The following is a 15,447-nucleotide window of genomic DNA, read 5'->3' on the forward strand; positions in this document are numbered from 1 at the left end:
GGACGGTATGTTAAGAAAGTCAGTAGAGAGGAATGTGCTTGCACAATTTCTAGCGAACGAATTGCAAGTTGCGCGCTTCCGTGATTATTGCCCAAATGGGCTTCAGGTGGAAGGGCGACGTGAAATTAAGCGCATCATCAGCGGAGTGACTGCGTGTCAGGCGTTGTTGGATGAGGCGGTGCGTTTGCAAGCTGACGCCATCTTGGTGCATCACGGTTATTTTTGGCGTGGCGAGGATATGCGCGTTGTTGGACAAAAATTCCAACGCCTGAAAACTTTGATTGAGAATGGAATCTCATTATTCGCCTATCATCTTCCATTGGATTCGCATCCGACTATGGGCAATAACGCACAGTTAGCGCAACTATTTGGACTGGAAGTGACAGGGCGTTTTGGCGAGGATGATTTGGGGTGGCTGGGAAAATGGACGGGCAAGAAGGGCGTGGCGACAGCTGGCGATATCGCAAGCCATGTTTCAAGCAAATTAGGACGAGAAGCACTTCTGATTGGTGAGACCGATCAGGCAGTTACTACGATAGCGTGGTGCTCAGGTGCAGCACAGAATATGTTGAATGCAGCGATTGAAGCTGGTGCGAGTATTTATATCAGTGGTGAAATTTCAGAGCCTACAGTACATTTGGCACGTGAATCGGAAGTACCCTATTTGGCCTGCGGTCATCACGCTAGTGAGCGTTATGGTGTGCGGGCATTAGGTCAATTTGTCGCAGAGCAATTTGGCATAGAGCATCGATTTGTGGATATCGACAATCCTGTTTAATGGGGTAGCAATTGAAATGCCACCGAAGAGGTGGCATTTGTACTTCGTTTGCATGTCCAAGTAACGGTAGATGTTAGTTACTTTTTAAGTGCGTCACGGATTTCGCGCAACAAAATCACGTCTTCAGGAGTTGGAGGTGGTTCAGTAGGTGCTGCAGCTGCAGTAGCCGCATCTTTTTTCTTCATTAGATTCACTAAGCGTACCATTTGAAAAATAATGAAAGCGAGGATAAGAAAGTTGAGTGAAATCGTCAAAAAGTTACCATAAGCTAAAACAGCCCCCGCTTTTTTGGCTTCTACCAAAGTTAGATTACTTGCTTGCCCATTGAGGGGTAAGTAATAGTTAGCGAAGTCTAAGCCGCCAAAAATTTTGCCCACGACGGGCATCACGATGTCTCCAACCAAGGAGTCAACGATCTTGCCAAAAGCAGCCCCTATAATGACACCCACGGCTAGATCAATTACATTGCCTTGCGCTGCAAAGCTTTTAAATTCTTGCATCATGCCCATAACTTCCCCTTAAATAATCTAAATTACACAAACTTAATTTTTACTCCGATGTTGATTATCGTCGTGGATAATTTCTCGTCAGCAAAATGTGATAAAACGGCAATATTGTAATCGGCAAACGCGATTGTGCCTGCCTAATTATTGTCAAATTTTGTCAAGCATGGGGTGGTTTGTTGTAATTCAAGATCATGTTTTGTCTAAAGTCGGCAGATTTTTAAGTGTTTTAGGGTCAAATTCCAGAATTCGGAATGAAAAAAGCTGTAAATCGTCCTGTAAAGCATCTTTTTCTTTAAATCACCTCTCAGCTCCTTTATAATTTAAGGTTGTGAGAAGTGTAGGGTCAATAGACTCTGGTGCTTCGTCAAGTTTTGATTTTTGATAGATTGGGGTTTGTATGAGTATCGAAAAGCAGGTCGATTCAGGCCGTCGCGGCCTACTCGTTGCAACATGTGCGGCAGGTGGCGCAGCAGGTTTGGCAACGGCAGGTGCGCTAGTGAGTACTTTTCAACCGTCTGAACGCGCAAAAGCGGCGGGTGCACCGGTGGAAGTGGATATTTCCAGTTTGAAACCGGGTGAAATGAGTACGACAGAATGGCGCGGTAAGCCAGTCTGGATTTTGAAGCGTACGCCAGAAATGATGGAAAGTTTAAAAAAGACGGAAGATAAAGTTGCAGATCCAAAGTCTGAAAAGCCATACACCATGGCAATGCCAGAATACTGCGATAAGCAAACTCGTTCCCGTAAAGAACACAGTGACATTTTGGTGACAGTTGGAATTTGTTCCCACTTAGGTTGTTCGCCAAGCTCCAAGTTCGCCGCTGGAGCACAACCTTCGTTGCCGGACGATTGGCAAGGTGGCTTTTTGTGCCCATGCCATGGTTCGACGTTTGATTTGGCTGGTCGCGTTTATAAAAATAAACCAGCTCCACAGAATCTGGACGTACCACCTCACATGTTTTTATCAGATACCAAAATCATCATCGGTAAAGATGAGAAAGGCGAGGCTTAATCATGGCATTTGTTGAGAAAAAACTTCCAGACGACGCTCCAGCGCTGGATAAGGCTTTGAATTGGGTCGACTCTCGTTTTCCATTAACTAAATTGTGGAATGATCAGTGGGGTAAGTATTACGCTCCAAAGAATTTCAACTTCTGGTATATCTTTGGCTCCCTCGCGATGTTGGTGTTGGTCATCCAAATTGTGACCGGCATCTTCTTGGTGATGCACTATAAACCAGACGCGAATTTGGCGTTTGCTTCAGTTGAATACATCATGCGCGAAGTTCCATCAGGTTGGTTAGTGCGTTACATGCACTCCACTGGCGCATCTGCTTTCTTCATCATTGTTTACTTACACATGACTCGTGGTTTGCTCTACGGTTCTTATCGTAAGCCACGTGAATTAATCTGGTTGTTTGGTTTTGCCATCTTCCTGTGTTTGATGGCTGAAGCTTTCTTCGGTTACCTCTTGCCATGGGGTCAAATGTCTTACTGGGGTGCCCAAGTTATCGTTAACTTGTTTGGTGCTATCCCATTCATCGGTCCAGATTTGTCTTTGTGGATTCGTGGTGACTATGTGGTGTCTGATGCGACATTGAATCGTTTCTTCTCCTTCCACGTGATCGCCATTCCATTGGTATTGTTGGGCTTGGTTGTTGCTCACTTGATTGCATTGCATGAAGTTGGTTCGAACAACCCAGACGGTATTGAAATCAAAGAAAATTTGGATGCCGATGGCCATCCAGTTGATGGCGTACCTTCACATCCATACTACACGTTCCACGACATCTTCGGCGTGACTGTGTTCTTGACGATTTTCAGCGCGGTTGTGTTCTTTGCTCCAGAAATGGGGGGGTACTTCCTCGAGTACAACAACTTTATCCCTGCGGATTCTTTGAAAACGCCTCCGCATATTGCACCTACTTGGTATTTCACACCGTTCTACTCCATTTTGCGCGCAACAACTTCTGAGTTCTTGTACGTAGTGCAGTTTGGTGCAGCCGCTTACGTTGCGTTGATTTGGTTGAAATCTAGTTTAAGTTTCATTACTAAGGCAGCGATTGCTGGTATTGCCTTAGTAGCGATCGTTGGCATGATGCCTTTTGGTTTGGACGCGAAATTCTGGGGTGTTGTATTGTTTGGTGGTTCTGTTGTGATCTTGGCGTTTTTGCCATGGTTAGACAAATCTCCAGTGAAATCAATTCGCTACCGTCCAGATTGGCATAAATATGTGTACATCGTTTTTGGTATCGCTTTCGTCACTTTGGGTTACCTCGGTGTCCAAGCGCCATCACCAATGGGTGAACGTATTTCTCAAGTTTGCGCTTTGATTTACTACGGTTTCTTCTTATTGATGCCATGGTGGAGTGCGATGGGTGAGTTCAAAACAGTGCCAAAACGCGTAACGTTTGCTGCGCATTGATCAGAATAGTGAGGATGAATTAGCATGAAATTACTTAAAAAACTGATCGTAGCTTTGGCATTGGCGCCAACTTTAGCTTTAGCTAATAGTGGCGGCTATCCATTGGATCGAGCACCAGAACGCACAAATGACCTAGCGGCTTTGCAAAACGGCGCCAAATTGTTCGTGAACTACTGCTTAAACTGCCATTCCGCTTCCGCAATGCGTTATAACCGTTTGCGCGATATCGGTTTGACAGAAGAGCAAATCAAAAACAACTTGTTGTTCACAGGCGAAAAAGTAGGTGAACTGATGAAAACTAGCTTGAGCGCGAAAGATGCTAAAGAGTGGTTTGGCGCTGTGCCACCGGATTTATCCGTGATTGCACGTGCCAAAGCATCTGGCGAAGGCTCTGGCGCTGACTGGTTGTACACGTATTTGCGTACTTACTACAAAGATGACAGCCGTCCAACTGGCTGGAACAATATGTTGTTCCCGAACGTTGGTATGCCACATGCTTTGTGGGAATTACAAGGCGTGCGTAGCGCAAAATTTGAAGAAGTCAAAGACGCCCATGATCCATCTAAAATAGAGCACAAATTTGCAGGTTTTGAAACTGTCTCTGCTGGTAAATTAAGCACTGTGGAGTACGACAATGCGGTGGGTGATCTGGTTGCTTATTTGCAGTGGATGGGTGAGCCCGCACAAAATAGCCGTAAACGTTTAGGCGTATGGGTAGTTTTATTCATGGCTTTACTGGCAACACTGGCATGGCGTTTGAATGCTTCCTACTGGAAAGAAGTGAAGTAAGTGTAAATTAGTCGTCCACCAACATCGTTGGTGGATGTGTCATCCCAGGGTGAGGTACGCTTAAATTGCGCCTCGCCCTAATCGTTTTTAAGGAACTGTAAAAATGATGGTTCTCTATTCAGGTACAACTTGCCCATTTTCACAACGTTGCCGTTTAGTCTTGTTCGAAAAAGGCATGGACTTTGAAATTCGTGACGTTGATTTGTTTAATAAGCCAGAAGATATCTCCACCATGAACCCTTATGGTCAGGTGCCGATTCTGGTTGAACGCGAATTGATTTTGTATGAATCCAATATCATCAACGAATACATTGATGAGCGTTTCCCACATCCGCAATTGATGCCAGCAGATCCTCTGCAGCGGGCGCGTGCGCGTTTGATGTTATTCAATTTTGAAAAAGAATTGTTTGTTCATGTTCATACTCTGGAAAATGAAAAAAATAATTCTTCTTCTAAAGTCATGGATAAAGCTCGTGCAGAAATTCGCGATCGTCTGACGCAGTTAGCGCCATTGTTTGTTAAGAACAAGTATATGTTGGGCGAAGAGTTTTCCATGCTGGACGTGGCTGTTGCACCATTGTTATGGCGTCTCGATCATTACGGTATTGATTTATCTAAAACAGCGGCACCTTTGTTGAAATATGCAGAACGTATTTTCTCCCGTCCTGCTTACATTGAAGCATTAACGCCATCTGAAAAAGTCATGCGTCGTTAAGATCTTCTCCTATCCAACATGATGCCCTTGAGGGGAATCATGTTGGATACTTGTTTCGAATTCTCACTTGAAAGCAATGTTAACTCATGTCGGAAATCTCAACAAAACCATACTTATTACGCGCTATTTATGAATGGTGCACTGACAATGGCTTTACGCCTTATGTCTCGGTCAAGGTCAGTGGTGCGGTGCAAGTGCCAATGGAATTTGTTCGTAAAGGTGAAATTGTATTGAACATCGCTTTTACTGCGACTAGTGGCTTAAAGATGGATAATGAGGCCGTTAGCTTCAAAGCTCGTTTTGGTGGTGTGTCACGTGATATTTATGTGCCTGTCGCGAACGTGCAAGCGATTTTTGCTAGTGAAAATGGACAGGGCATGGTGTTTGATCAGGTTGAAGTTGAAGATGAGCCGCTGCCATTACCAACAGCGGAAGCTGTCAAGCCAGTTCTAGGTTTAGCGTCGGTTTCAGGACGTGAGGCAAATGCTGAGGCAGATATAGAAAAAACAGAAGCACAAGAAAAAAATCAAAAAAAATCAGAAAAACCTTCCCTAAAAATCATAAAGTAGTCTATAATTTTGTTCTTCGGGATTGCAGCAAATCAAATTGAGTTGCAAAAATCTTGAAAAGATTACCGCCGGTTTAGCTCACTTGGTAGAGCAGTTGACTTGTAATCATCAGGTAGCCAGTTCGATTCCGGCAACCGGCACCAGTAGTACTAAGGGCTCACAGAGATGTGAGCCCTTTTTTATTGCCAAAAACTTCTAAAAAAACGTCTAAAAAACGGCTCAAGAATCTCCTACAGATCAATCAAGTTTTGCTTGTTCATGTTACGAGATCATTCTTGCGCATTAAAGTCCCATTTCATCTATCCGCCACAAATAATTCACAACAGCATTCGCCGTAATGCTTGTTGATCTCTGTATCCTCGGATACGCTCAAGTTTTCCACGAGAATTCAAGGCTCATTGCTAGCTCCGTCCAGCGAAATCCTGATGTTGTAGGGCGTTGCATAAGTTAGCGCCCTATGAAATTCTTAATTTGCGCCCCACGTAACTGTTGCTTAGTGCGCTTGACGAAAAGAGGAATGATGTATGCGTGCTGTAATTATCGAGCCTTGCCGACATTCTATTTTTAAGGATCAACTATGTTGTACACACTTGCGATCTTAATGATTTTTCAGTGCCTTGGTGAGGCCTTGGTCTTCATATTGAAATGGAATATTCCTGGGCCCGTGATGGGAATGTTGTGCCTATTTTTCGCCTTGTTGTTATCACCGCGTTTAATGCAAAAAATAGAAGAGTCCAGTCATCATGTTCTAAAGCACATGTCGCTATTTTTTATTCCCGCGGGTGTGGGGATCATGGTGTCGGCGAGTGGGATTGCCCAACATTGGTTGGCCTTATTACTCGCAGTCGTTGTTAGCACTTTATTGACGTTAGCGGTGACTGCAATCTGCATGCAGGCATTGATGCGATCAACAGGCAACCAGACAGCCGTCGTCCAAGATACGCTTGAACAAGCTGTGCCTACGGAGTCGGATAAATAATATGCTGCATTTTCCTGATTTGAATGTGGTTTGGGCGTACGTTATGCATTCCCCCTTATTCGCAATCGCTTTGACTTTATCTGCTTATTTATGCGCGATGCGGATTTCTGCTTGGTTTAATTTCTCGCCATTGGCTAATCCTGTCGTAATCGCGGTGTTGATGCTTATTTTGGTGCTAAGCGTATCCGGGATCTCTTATGCAGACTATTTTTCAGCAGCACAGCCTATACACTTGATGCTTGGGCCAGTAACGGTCGCACTAGCAATCCCGCTTGCTCGTCAATTGCCACGTTTGCGACGTAGTGTCTTAGCTTTGAGTATAGGATTGGTGTGCGGCTCGTTAAGCGCGATCGTTTCCGCTGTTTTGATCATTATTTGGATGGACGGTTCTTATCAACTTGCGCTCTCCATTGGACCGAAATCGGCGACTACGCCTATTGCCATGAGTATCGCGGAAAAGGTGGGGGGAATTCCTTCCGTCGCGGCTGCCATCGTCATATTGACGGGCGCCTTTGGTGCATTAGTTGCGCGTTATTTGTTTAATTGGATGCGCATCAGTTCTCCTGAAATCCGCGGCTTCGCATTGGGTTTGGCGGCGCATGGAATCGGTACTGCAAGAGCATTTCAAGTCAGTAAAGAACTTGGTACTTTTGCAGGTTTGGGGATGGGATTAAACGGTATCCTGACAGCGGTCACGGCACCTACTTTGGTGCCATTGATTGTGAATTATTTTTTTCGCTAACTACTCTTATTCAGCCCTGAGCAAAACGGGCGTATACCCGGCTTCGCGTATGGCGTGCTCTAAGGTGGCGGTGTTTTGATTTGAGCCGACTGTCAGCAAATGTTGGCTCAAATCTATAGCGATGCTGGCCTGAGGGTCAAGTTCTTTAATGGCATTGCTAATGCTAGTTTCGCAATGTTGACAGCTCATATCTTGTATTTGAAATTGCGGCATAAATAAGCTCCTGATTTTGCTGAAGTAGGAATTCTAGTGTTTTTTTTGCTGCGAAATGACTTTCTATACTGATGAACTTGCGTTTGCTCACAAAGACGACAAATTTTCTTGACCTTCCCATAGTGGGAAGCTGTATCGTGACGCAGGTAGCGTTGATTGTCACTCTTCAATATCTTAGGAGCAGACAGGGAATGAACGCAAGACTAGAGATAAAAGCGAAAAAATATGGATACCAAGATTAGTCTAAAAATTGAAGGTATGACTTGTGCTAGCTGTGTTTTACGAGTCGAAAAGGCCTTGTTAGGAGTCGCTGGCGTGCAACAGGCAAAGGTGAATCTGGCCACGGAAAAAGCGAGCCTGCAGATTGCGGCTGGTGTGAGCTTGGATACTTTGGTTGCTGCGGTGGAAAAGGCTGGCTATCAAGTTCCCATCAAGGATTTGACGCTCAGTGTGAGCGGTATGAGTTGCGCTTCCTGTGTAGGACGCGTCGAAAAGGCTTTAAAAGCCGTGCCAGGTGTAGTCACCGCTAGTGTTAATCTGGCCACCGAAAAAGTTCAGGTCAAAATGTTCAATGAGGTGGAGTTTGAACGCTTACTTGCCGCTTGCAAAAAAGCAGGCTATGAAGCACATCTGACGAGCGAAGTGACCGATTCGACGCTGCGCAAACCGAGCAAAGACAGTGCGCAAGCGTGGCGGATTATTTGTGCCGCAGCTTTGAGTCTACCTTTAATGGCACCGATGGTTTTGGCATTGTTCGGTATCGATTGGATGATACCTGGTTGGATACAAATGTTGTTGGCGACACCCGTCCAGTTTTGGCTGGGAGCGCGATTTTATCGTGCTGCTTGGAATGCGGTACGAGCAGGTACTGGCAATATGGATTTATTAGTCGCAATTGGCACCAGTTCAGCTTATGGTTTGTCAGTGTATTTATTGTTTGCCCAAAGCCAGCATGTTATCCATGACTTACATGGCATGAGTCACTTGTACTTTGAATCCTCAGCGGTTGTTATCACCTTGGTGTTACTGGGAAAACACTTGGAGGCCCGCGCCAAATATCAGACCGTGCAAGCCTTGCGCGCACTCGAATCTTTGCGTCCAACGACCGCTTTAGTGCGGCGTGAGGGGATTGATTATGAGGTGCCAGTGGCAGAGTTGAAGACTGGAGATTTGATCCTAGTACGTCCCGGGGACAGTGTCGCTGTCGATGCAGAAATCATAGAAGGAAATAGCTATCTGGATGAATCATTATTGACCGGTGAAAGTCTGCCTGTCAGCAAGCAGGTGGGTGATATCGTGATGGCTGGTTCGGTTAATGCGGATGGTTTATTGCTAGTGCAAGCAAATGCGATTGGCGGCGCGACGATGCTCTCACAGATTATTCAGATGGTAGAAGATGCACAAGCTATTAAAGCACCTATACAAGCTTTGGTCGATAGAGTGAGCGCCGTATTTGTGCCGGTGGTGTTGGGGATCTCGATAGTAACGTTTTTAGTATGGGGTAGTTACACCGGTGACTGGCAGGCGGCGTTACTGAATGCAGTTGCAGTACAAGTCATTGCTTGTCCTTGTGCATTGGGTTTGGCAACGCCGACCGCGATTATGGTAGGCACAGGTGTGGCAGCGAAATATGGTATTTTGATTAAAGATGCTCAGGCTCTAGAAATCGCGCATGGTTTAACTGCGGTCGCCTTTGATAAAACCGGAACTTTGACCGAAGGAAAGCCTAGCTTAGTTGAAATCATTAGCAGTGATGATACCAAGTATTCTTATGCGCAAATATTGCAATGGGCCGCCGCTGCCCAGCAATATAGTGAGCATCCTTTAGCGCATGCCGTGTTACAAAAGGCGACACAAGAAGGACTGACATTGCAAGCCGCCAGTGATGTGCAAGCAATGCCAGGACGAGGTGTGCAATCCACAGTCAACGACGCTAGGATTTATTTGGGCAATCTGCGTTGGATGAAAGAACTAGGCGTCGGCACCGCCACCTTAGATGACGCTGTGCATAGGCAACAAACTGCTGGGCGTACCGTTTCCTGTTTGGCTTTACAAACGGATGGACAAAACACTGCCATACGCTTGGTGGCGATACTTAGTTTTGGGGATAGTGTGAAAATCAACGCCTATGCTGCGGTAGCTCGTTTGCAGGCGCTGGGTGTCAAGGCCATTATGTTGAGCGGCGATAATTATGGCAGTGCTAACGCCGTTGCCGCGACAGTTGGTATTTATGACGTAAGAGCCGAAGTATTGCCTGCGGATAAAGCTAATGTTGTGCGCCAATTACAGCAAGCAGGCCATAGCGTTGGTATGGTCGGTGATGGGATTAACGATGCGCCTGCCTTGGCCGCCGCTGATGTGGGGATTGCGATGGCGACCGGCACCGATGTTGCGATGCATACGGCAGGCATTACTTTAATGCGTGGCGACCCCTTGCTGGTGGCGGATGCGATTTCAATCTCACAAAGAACATATCGCAAAATTCGACAAAATTTAGCTTGGGCATTTATCTACAATATCGTGGGTATTCCGTTGGCGTCACTTGGTTATCTTAACCCTATGATAGCGGGCGCAGCGATGGCGTTTTCTAGCGTTAGTGTAGTATCGAACGCTTTGCTTTTGCGCAGTTGGAAACCTTGGAAAGCATAGAAAGACTCATCATGAATATTGGTCAGGTCGCGCAGATGTCGGGCATTAGTCCTAAGATGATACGGCACTACGAGCAATTAGGACTGATCACTGTTGCAGGACGTAGTGTGGCAGGTTATCGGCAATATGCTGAAAGTGATTTACATATTTTACGATTTATTCGCCGCGCTCGTGATTTAGGTTTTTCACTTGCTCGTATTAAGCAGCTACTGAGTCTATGGCAAGATCAAGCCCGCCAGAGTGCAGAAGTCAAACAATTGGCCGGGCAATACATAGACGAGCTCAATGTGCAAATTACTTCGCTCATCGCTATTCGTGATCAGCTCCAGCATTTGTCCCAAGCCTGTCACGGCAATGACAGAGCCGATTGTCCCATCATTGAGGATCTTGCGGGTCCTGCAGAGTTTGCAAATGCACTGCCCCCATGAATCCTAAGACGTTTTGTATTAAGCGATTGAAATCCCCCTTATATCAATTAGTACGTTCAGTCCTGAGTTTAGCTAAAAAATGAATTTTTTTTAGCTTGAAAAAGTCGATATGATCTATTGAAATGGGAATACTCTTGCACTATTTTTGTGCAAATTAATCGGCTTGTTTATTTGTCTTATTTTACCTACTAAAAATAGTGTTGCAGATCGACAATGCGATTAAAAAAATACTGTGTTTATTTGTGTCGGCTTTCTGCTGGAGGGTAAGATTATTGGTATAAGTCTCATATGAATCCTATCAAAGGTAAGCAGCATTTTCCTTTAGTATTTTTATTATTCATATGCAGTTAATAAGATGTGATCTCAATATCCATTTGTATTAGACATATTTACTTGCCTACCAATTCGATGCTTTACGAAAAATATCTAGCATTTTTGAATCTGCCATATTAGGGAAAATGTCATGTTAAAAAACACTATGATTAAATCAAGACTGATTTTTGTGATCGGGTTTTTGTCTTTGCTTATGATACTAATCGGTGCTTTAGGTTTATCTAGTTTGGTGACCGTCAATGAAGCTTTGCGAACTGTTTACGAGGATAGATTGATTGCAGTAGGACAGTTAGATAGCGTGATTCGCGGTATAAATCGAAACCAGTTGAACATAGCAAAAGCGATCTCTGGTGACCCGACAAATATTCCTAAGTTGTTGGAGGAAGTAGAAAAGACTAAAGTAGAAGTCACTAAAACTTGGGACGAATATTCTGCGACCTATATGACTCCGGAAGAAAAGCAGTTAGCAACAAAATTTTTGGCTGCGAGGAAAATATTTGTCGAACAGGGTTTAAACAAAGCCATTGAGGCTTTACGTGCTCAAAATATTCCTGCCGCGACGGAGCTCTTGCAAGGGAAAATGGATAAGCTTTATCAAGAGGCGCGTTCACCCATGTCCGATTTGATTCAACTTCAATTAAGCGTGGGTAAGCAAGAATACGAAGCATCTCAAGCCAAATATGCCACTGTGAGGATGATGTCTATAGGTATGATTTTGCTTGGATTGGCAGCTGGCATTGGCGTTGGTATTTGGTTGGTAAAAAGCATTTCTGAGCCACTTAATTATGCGGTAGAAATTGCACAAAGTATCGCTGGGGGTGATTTGACTCGCCAAGTCGAGGTAGAAACGGACAATGAAACTGGACAACTGCTAGCAGCATTGAAAGAAATGAATGCGAGCTTGGTCAATACGGTGTCTGAAGTTCGTATTAGTACCGATACAATAGCTACCGCCTCCAGTCAAATTGCGGCAGGTAATTTGGATTTATCGTCTCGTACTGAGGAACAGGCCGCCAGCTTAGAAGAGACCGCCTCTTCTATGGAAGAATTGACCAGTACCGTAAAACAAAATGCAGACAATGCAAGGCAAGCCAATCAAATGGTGGTGTCAGCGTCGGATCATGCGGTTAAGGGGGGGGCAAGTGGTGGCGCAGATGGTCAGTACCATGGGCTCGATCAAAGAGAGCTCGAGAAAGATTGTCGATATTATTGGGGTAATTGATGGTATTGCGTTTCAAACCAATATTTTGGCGCTCAATGCGGCAGTAGAGGCGGCACGTGCAGGTGAGCAAGGCCGAGGTTTTGCGGTGGTCGCGTCGGAGGTTCGTAGTTTGGCACAACGCTCTGCCGCTGCTGCAAAGGAAATTAAGGGATTGATTGGTGATTCAGTTGAAAAAGTAGATGCAGGTGGTCGTTTAGTCGTGGAGACCGGTGAGTCTATGGAGCAAATCGTGACAGCAGTGAAGCAAGTCGCCGATATCATGAGCGAAATCGCAGCGGCAAGCGCAGAACAAAGTTCGGGTATCGAGCAAGTTAATATCGCGATTACACAAATGGATGAAGTGACTCAACAAAATGCTGCATTGGTAGAAGAGGCAGCAGCTGCTTCCTCTAGCATGCAAGATCAAGCCGCTAATTTAGCAAATACTGTGGCGGTATTTAAGCTCTCAGGAAATCAAAATACGCTAAGCGTCAAGCCAGCCCAACGACATGATGTCACGGCCACACGCGCGAAACCCGTGCCTAAGCTAAGTCATAAATCAGGCCGTCAGGCGATGAATAAACCCAGCGGCTCAAGCGCTAAGAATGAAGCGGGAAATGCAGCAGAAAGTCCTGTAAATAGTAAGGTAACGGAGAATGATTGGGAAGAATTTTAATGTTTGATGTAGCGCACCGCATGGCTAAGATAGTTCGGTAAAACAGTCGCTGAGAGCAAGCGATCCAGTTCGGATTTTCTGATTTACTCACCAGACCATGATGTTTGTGGAATCTGGTGAGTAAAATTCAGTTTGAGATGAGATGAACGAAATACCGATTTGAGCTAGTGCGGCCTATCTGTGTTTATTTCTTTAGACAGGTTGACATGAATTTCTTGCGTTCGTCACCTTTTATACCTTTGGCATCGGCATTGCATGCTTTCATTTTTTCCTGTTGTGGCGTCATTTTCTTCTCTTCGGCTACTGCAGGTTTGGCCGATAAACATTCTTTCATAAACGCTTTACGTTCATCCCCTTTTTTTCCTGCCGCGTCTTTATTGCAGCTAGTCATTTTGGATTGTTGTGCGGTGGTGGCATGAGCCATCATTACAGGGCAGATCAAAGCGAGTGCGAGAACCAGTTTTTTCATGCTGAACTCCAGATAGTGAAAGTAAAAGGGAATTGCCAGCTTACTATAGACAAGAAGCGGGTCAAGTGCAATTTATCTTAGACGAAAAATTGTAAGATTAGGTGACAGATATGCTCACGGTAGGCGCGCGGCGTCGACTAATTTGCGATAGTCAGGCGACGCACGGATCTCACGAATGGCGTTCCAAATCGCCTGTATCCGATGCGGCTCTTTGGCATAGGTTTTATGATTGATGGGGAGATACATAGGGAGAGAGATAAAAGGTGTACTGGCGATTATCACTTTGTCTTTGATATTAGAGTCATACCGAACCAGACTGGCAGCCTCAGCTCCCTGCAAGATGGCTAGCTCCGCACCTCCTTTGATTAATGCATCTAAGGCCTCATGGATAGAGCGAATTTCTTTGATTTGAAATCCCAGATCCTGCAAGAGTTTGCCGACCAGATAGGCCCGCTGTACGATGATTGCTTGTCGCACGTTGTAGAGTTCTTTTCCATTCCAGTTCGCGTTACTGCCAGTACGAATATAGACCATTGCCTGATCGTCATTTAAGGCTGCGTTGGGGTCTATAGAGCCATCGGCTCGGCTAGGGAAAACACTAAATTTTTGACGTTCTGGCGCCAATGCTGAACCAATCAGTCCGTCTTGTACACCGGTACGAACCTCTTCTAGGCAGCGCTTCCAAGGCTTGGCGACGATTTCAAATTTTTCACCTAAACGTTGTTCTACCCGTTTGAGTAGTTCGAGATTTAAACCACTGCCATCGGGCAGCGTCCACGGTGCTTGCGGCGTATCCTCGAAACAGAATTTCAGCGGACTTATAGCGCCAGCTTGAGCGACATTGTTAGCAAAAATCAGCGCGCTAGAAATCAAAAAGAACGAGACAATTTTCATTGTTTTGCTAGCTCCCTTTTTGAAAAAAATCTGCTTATATTTATGCTGAGGTGATGTTGTGTAGTCGAGCGTACTAGACTGAGCTTACTACGTTGAACTTATTATGTTGAACCTATTCAGCGCCAGTTAACTTCAAGCACATCATGAATGCAGAAAGCTTGAATGCCACAATACATCTTCGCACATCGTGATCCCGACTACGATGAATTTTGCTCAGTGAAATTTTCGTTAATCTTTTTGGTAAATATTAAGAGACGGTTGTTGGCAGGCATATCTATGTCATCGCTCAATAGCAGCTGATTTTTCTGTGCTAATGGTAGGATCTCTTGTAAGTCACGAATACCGCGATGTGCCGCTTGTGATTTGAGAGAAGCGTCAAATAGCTGATTGCTGTGACTAGTAAATTGACCTGCATAATTAAATGGACCATACACGAAGAAATGCCCGTGATCATTTAATACTTGCGATACGCCTTGAAACATTTTTTCTACTTCTGGCCACGCCATAATGTGGCAGGTGTTGGCGGTGAATGCCGCATCAAACTGTTCAGCTGGCCAGTTAGATTGAGCGACATCCAGATCGACTGGCATTAAGGCATTACTGCATCCGCTCTGTTCTATCCATGCTCTGATGCTGGCATGGTTTTCAATGCGGTCGCTGGTTTGCCAACGGAGTTGAGGTAGATGATGGCTAAAATAAGCCGCGTGCTGTCCGGTTCCACTTCCAATTTCTAACACGCTGTGTGCTGCCGCAAGACGTAACATGAGTTGTTCCAAGATCGGTATCTTATTGCGTTCGCAGGCAGGAGAAAATTGTTGGTCTGGGTGGTCGTAAGCTTGATTCATGATGGTCGCTGTTTGGTGTAAGACGGTTCGAAAATTCACAGCATAAGTCTACTCTGGATCAAGAAAATGAAGTTGACATTGCAGCTCCTGAGTTGAGTCCTCCTAACTATTTTCCTAGCTATTTTCTCAGCTATTTCCACAAGCATTATCTTAGTGATTGATAACGCGAATAGACAAAAATAAAAATACTAATTTATTTGGTGCGCCATTATTGTGCGTATTTCATATTGTTGGCCT

Annotated in this window: 15 protein-coding genes, 1 tRNA gene and 1 pseudogene; 12 read left to right on the forward strand and 5 right to left on the reverse strand. The window is 45.0% G+C overall.

The window, feature by feature from the left end:
- Positions 1-7: 7 nt before the first annotated feature.
- Positions 8-778 (forward strand): Nif3-like dinuclear metal center hexameric protein, encoded by a 771-nt coding sequence (locus ACFFJH_RS09105; RefSeq protein ID WP_390211816.1) that lies wholly within the window; start codon positions 8-10, stop codon positions 776-778.
- 77 nt (positions 779-855) lie between these two features.
- Here ACFFJH_RS09105 and mscL read toward each other — a convergent pair whose 3' ends face one another.
- Positions 856-1,287, reverse strand: a complete 432-nt coding sequence (mscL, locus tag ACFFJH_RS09110) for a large conductance mechanosensitive channel protein MscL (RefSeq protein WP_390211817.1) — start codon at positions 1,285-1,287, stop codon at positions 856-858.
- A 394-nt stretch (positions 1,288-1,681) separates the two neighbouring features.
- Here mscL and petA point away from each other — a divergent pair, with 394 nt between their 5' ends.
- The 8 genes from petA to ACFFJH_RS09150 all read left to right on the forward strand — a co-directional run bounded on the left by petA (position 1,682) and on the right by ACFFJH_RS09150 (position 7,502).
- Positions 1,682-2,296 carry a ubiquinol-cytochrome c reductase iron-sulfur subunit gene (petA, locus tag ACFFJH_RS09115; protein ID WP_212675964.1) on the forward strand — a complete coding sequence of 205 codons (615 nt, stop codon included), beginning with the start codon at positions 1,682-1,684 and terminating at the stop codon, positions 2,294-2,296.
- Positions 2,296-3,708: a cytochrome b gene (locus tag ACFFJH_RS09120; protein WP_390212410.1), complete on the forward strand. Its 1,413-nt coding sequence runs from the start codon at positions 2,296-2,298 to the stop codon at positions 3,706-3,708. Before petA ends, ACFFJH_RS09120 begins: the two co-directional genes overlap by 1 nt.
- 24 nt (positions 3,709-3,732) lie before the next feature.
- Positions 3,733-4,497 (forward strand): cytochrome c1, encoded by a 765-nt coding sequence (locus tag ACFFJH_RS09125; RefSeq protein WP_390211818.1) that lies wholly within the window; start codon positions 3,733-3,735, stop codon positions 4,495-4,497.
- A 103-nt stretch (positions 4,498-4,600) separates the two neighbouring features.
- Positions 4,601-5,212 carry a glutathione S-transferase N-terminal domain-containing protein gene (locus tag ACFFJH_RS09130; RefSeq protein ID WP_390211820.1) on the forward strand — a complete coding sequence of 204 codons (612 nt, stop codon included), beginning with the start codon at positions 4,601-4,603 and terminating at the stop codon, positions 5,210-5,212.
- An 86-nt stretch (positions 5,213-5,298) separates the two neighbouring features.
- Positions 5,299-5,781 (forward strand): ClpXP protease specificity-enhancing factor, encoded by a 483-nt coding sequence (locus ACFFJH_RS09135; protein WP_390211821.1) that lies wholly within the window; start codon positions 5,299-5,301, stop codon positions 5,779-5,781.
- Between the two features lie 67 nt (positions 5,782-5,848).
- Positions 5,849-5,924, forward strand: a tRNA-Thr gene (locus tag ACFFJH_RS09140).
- Positions 5,925-6,358: 434 nt separating this feature from the next.
- A complete protein-coding gene (locus ACFFJH_RS09145; protein ID WP_390211822.1) occupies positions 6,359-6,760 on the forward strand; it encodes a CidA/LrgA family protein in 402 nt (133 codons plus the stop codon).
- 1 nt (position 6,761) lies between these two features.
- Positions 6,762-7,502 carry an LrgB family protein gene (locus ACFFJH_RS09150; protein ID WP_390211823.1) on the forward strand — a complete coding sequence of 247 codons (741 nt, stop codon included), beginning with the start codon at positions 6,762-6,764 and terminating at the stop codon, positions 7,500-7,502.
- Positions 7,503-7,508: 6 nt separating this feature from the next.
- Here the strand turns inward: ACFFJH_RS09150 and ACFFJH_RS09155 are convergent, their stop codons facing one another.
- Positions 7,509-7,715: a heavy-metal-associated domain-containing protein gene (locus ACFFJH_RS09155; protein ID WP_390211824.1), complete on the reverse strand. Its 207-nt coding sequence runs from the start codon at positions 7,713-7,715 to the stop codon at positions 7,509-7,511.
- A gap of 225 nt (positions 7,716-7,940) precedes the next feature.
- Here ACFFJH_RS09155 and ACFFJH_RS09160 point away from each other — a divergent pair, with 225 nt between their 5' ends.
- The 3 genes and pseudogenes from ACFFJH_RS09160 to ACFFJH_RS20265 all read left to right on the forward strand — a co-directional run bounded on the left by ACFFJH_RS09160 (position 7,941) and on the right by ACFFJH_RS20265 (position 13,002).
- Positions 7,941-10,364 (forward strand): heavy metal translocating P-type ATPase, encoded by a 2,424-nt coding sequence (locus ACFFJH_RS09160; RefSeq protein ID WP_390211826.1) that lies wholly within the window; start codon positions 7,941-7,943, stop codon positions 10,362-10,364.
- Between the two features lie 11 nt (positions 10,365-10,375).
- Positions 10,376-10,792, forward strand: a complete 417-nt coding sequence (gene cueR / locus ACFFJH_RS09165) for a Cu(I)-responsive transcriptional regulator (RefSeq protein ID WP_390211827.1) — start codon at positions 10,376-10,378, stop codon at positions 10,790-10,792.
- 463 nt (positions 10,793-11,255) lie between these two features.
- Positions 11,256-13,002, forward strand: a pseudogene (locus ACFFJH_RS20265) (methyl-accepting chemotaxis protein).
- 184 nt (positions 13,003-13,186) lie between these two features.
- Here the strand turns inward: ACFFJH_RS20265 and ACFFJH_RS09180 are convergent.
- From ACFFJH_RS09180 to ACFFJH_RS09190, 3 genes are all read right to left on the reverse strand, one after another.
- The gene (locus ACFFJH_RS09180; RefSeq protein ID WP_390211830.1) at positions 13,187-13,471 is read right to left on the reverse strand and encodes a PsiF family protein; all 285 of its coding nucleotides are present in this window, start codon (positions 13,469-13,471) and stop codon (positions 13,187-13,189) included.
- 114 nt (positions 13,472-13,585) lie between these two features.
- Complete coding sequence (locus ACFFJH_RS09185; protein ID WP_390211831.1) at positions 13,586-14,365, reverse strand: substrate-binding periplasmic protein; 780 nt, start codon at positions 14,363-14,365, stop codon at positions 13,586-13,588.
- Between the two features lie 197 nt (positions 14,366-14,562).
- Entirely contained in the window at positions 14,563-15,249 is a 687-nt protein-coding gene (locus tag ACFFJH_RS09190; RefSeq protein ID WP_390211833.1) for a DUF938 domain-containing protein, read from the reverse strand.
- Positions 15,250-15,447: the final 198 nt, after the last annotated feature.

Source organism: Affinundibacterium danionis, assembly GCF_042432465.1.
Classification (GTDB): domain Bacteria; phylum Pseudomonadota; class Gammaproteobacteria; order Burkholderiales; family Burkholderiaceae_D; genus Undibacterium; species Undibacterium danionis.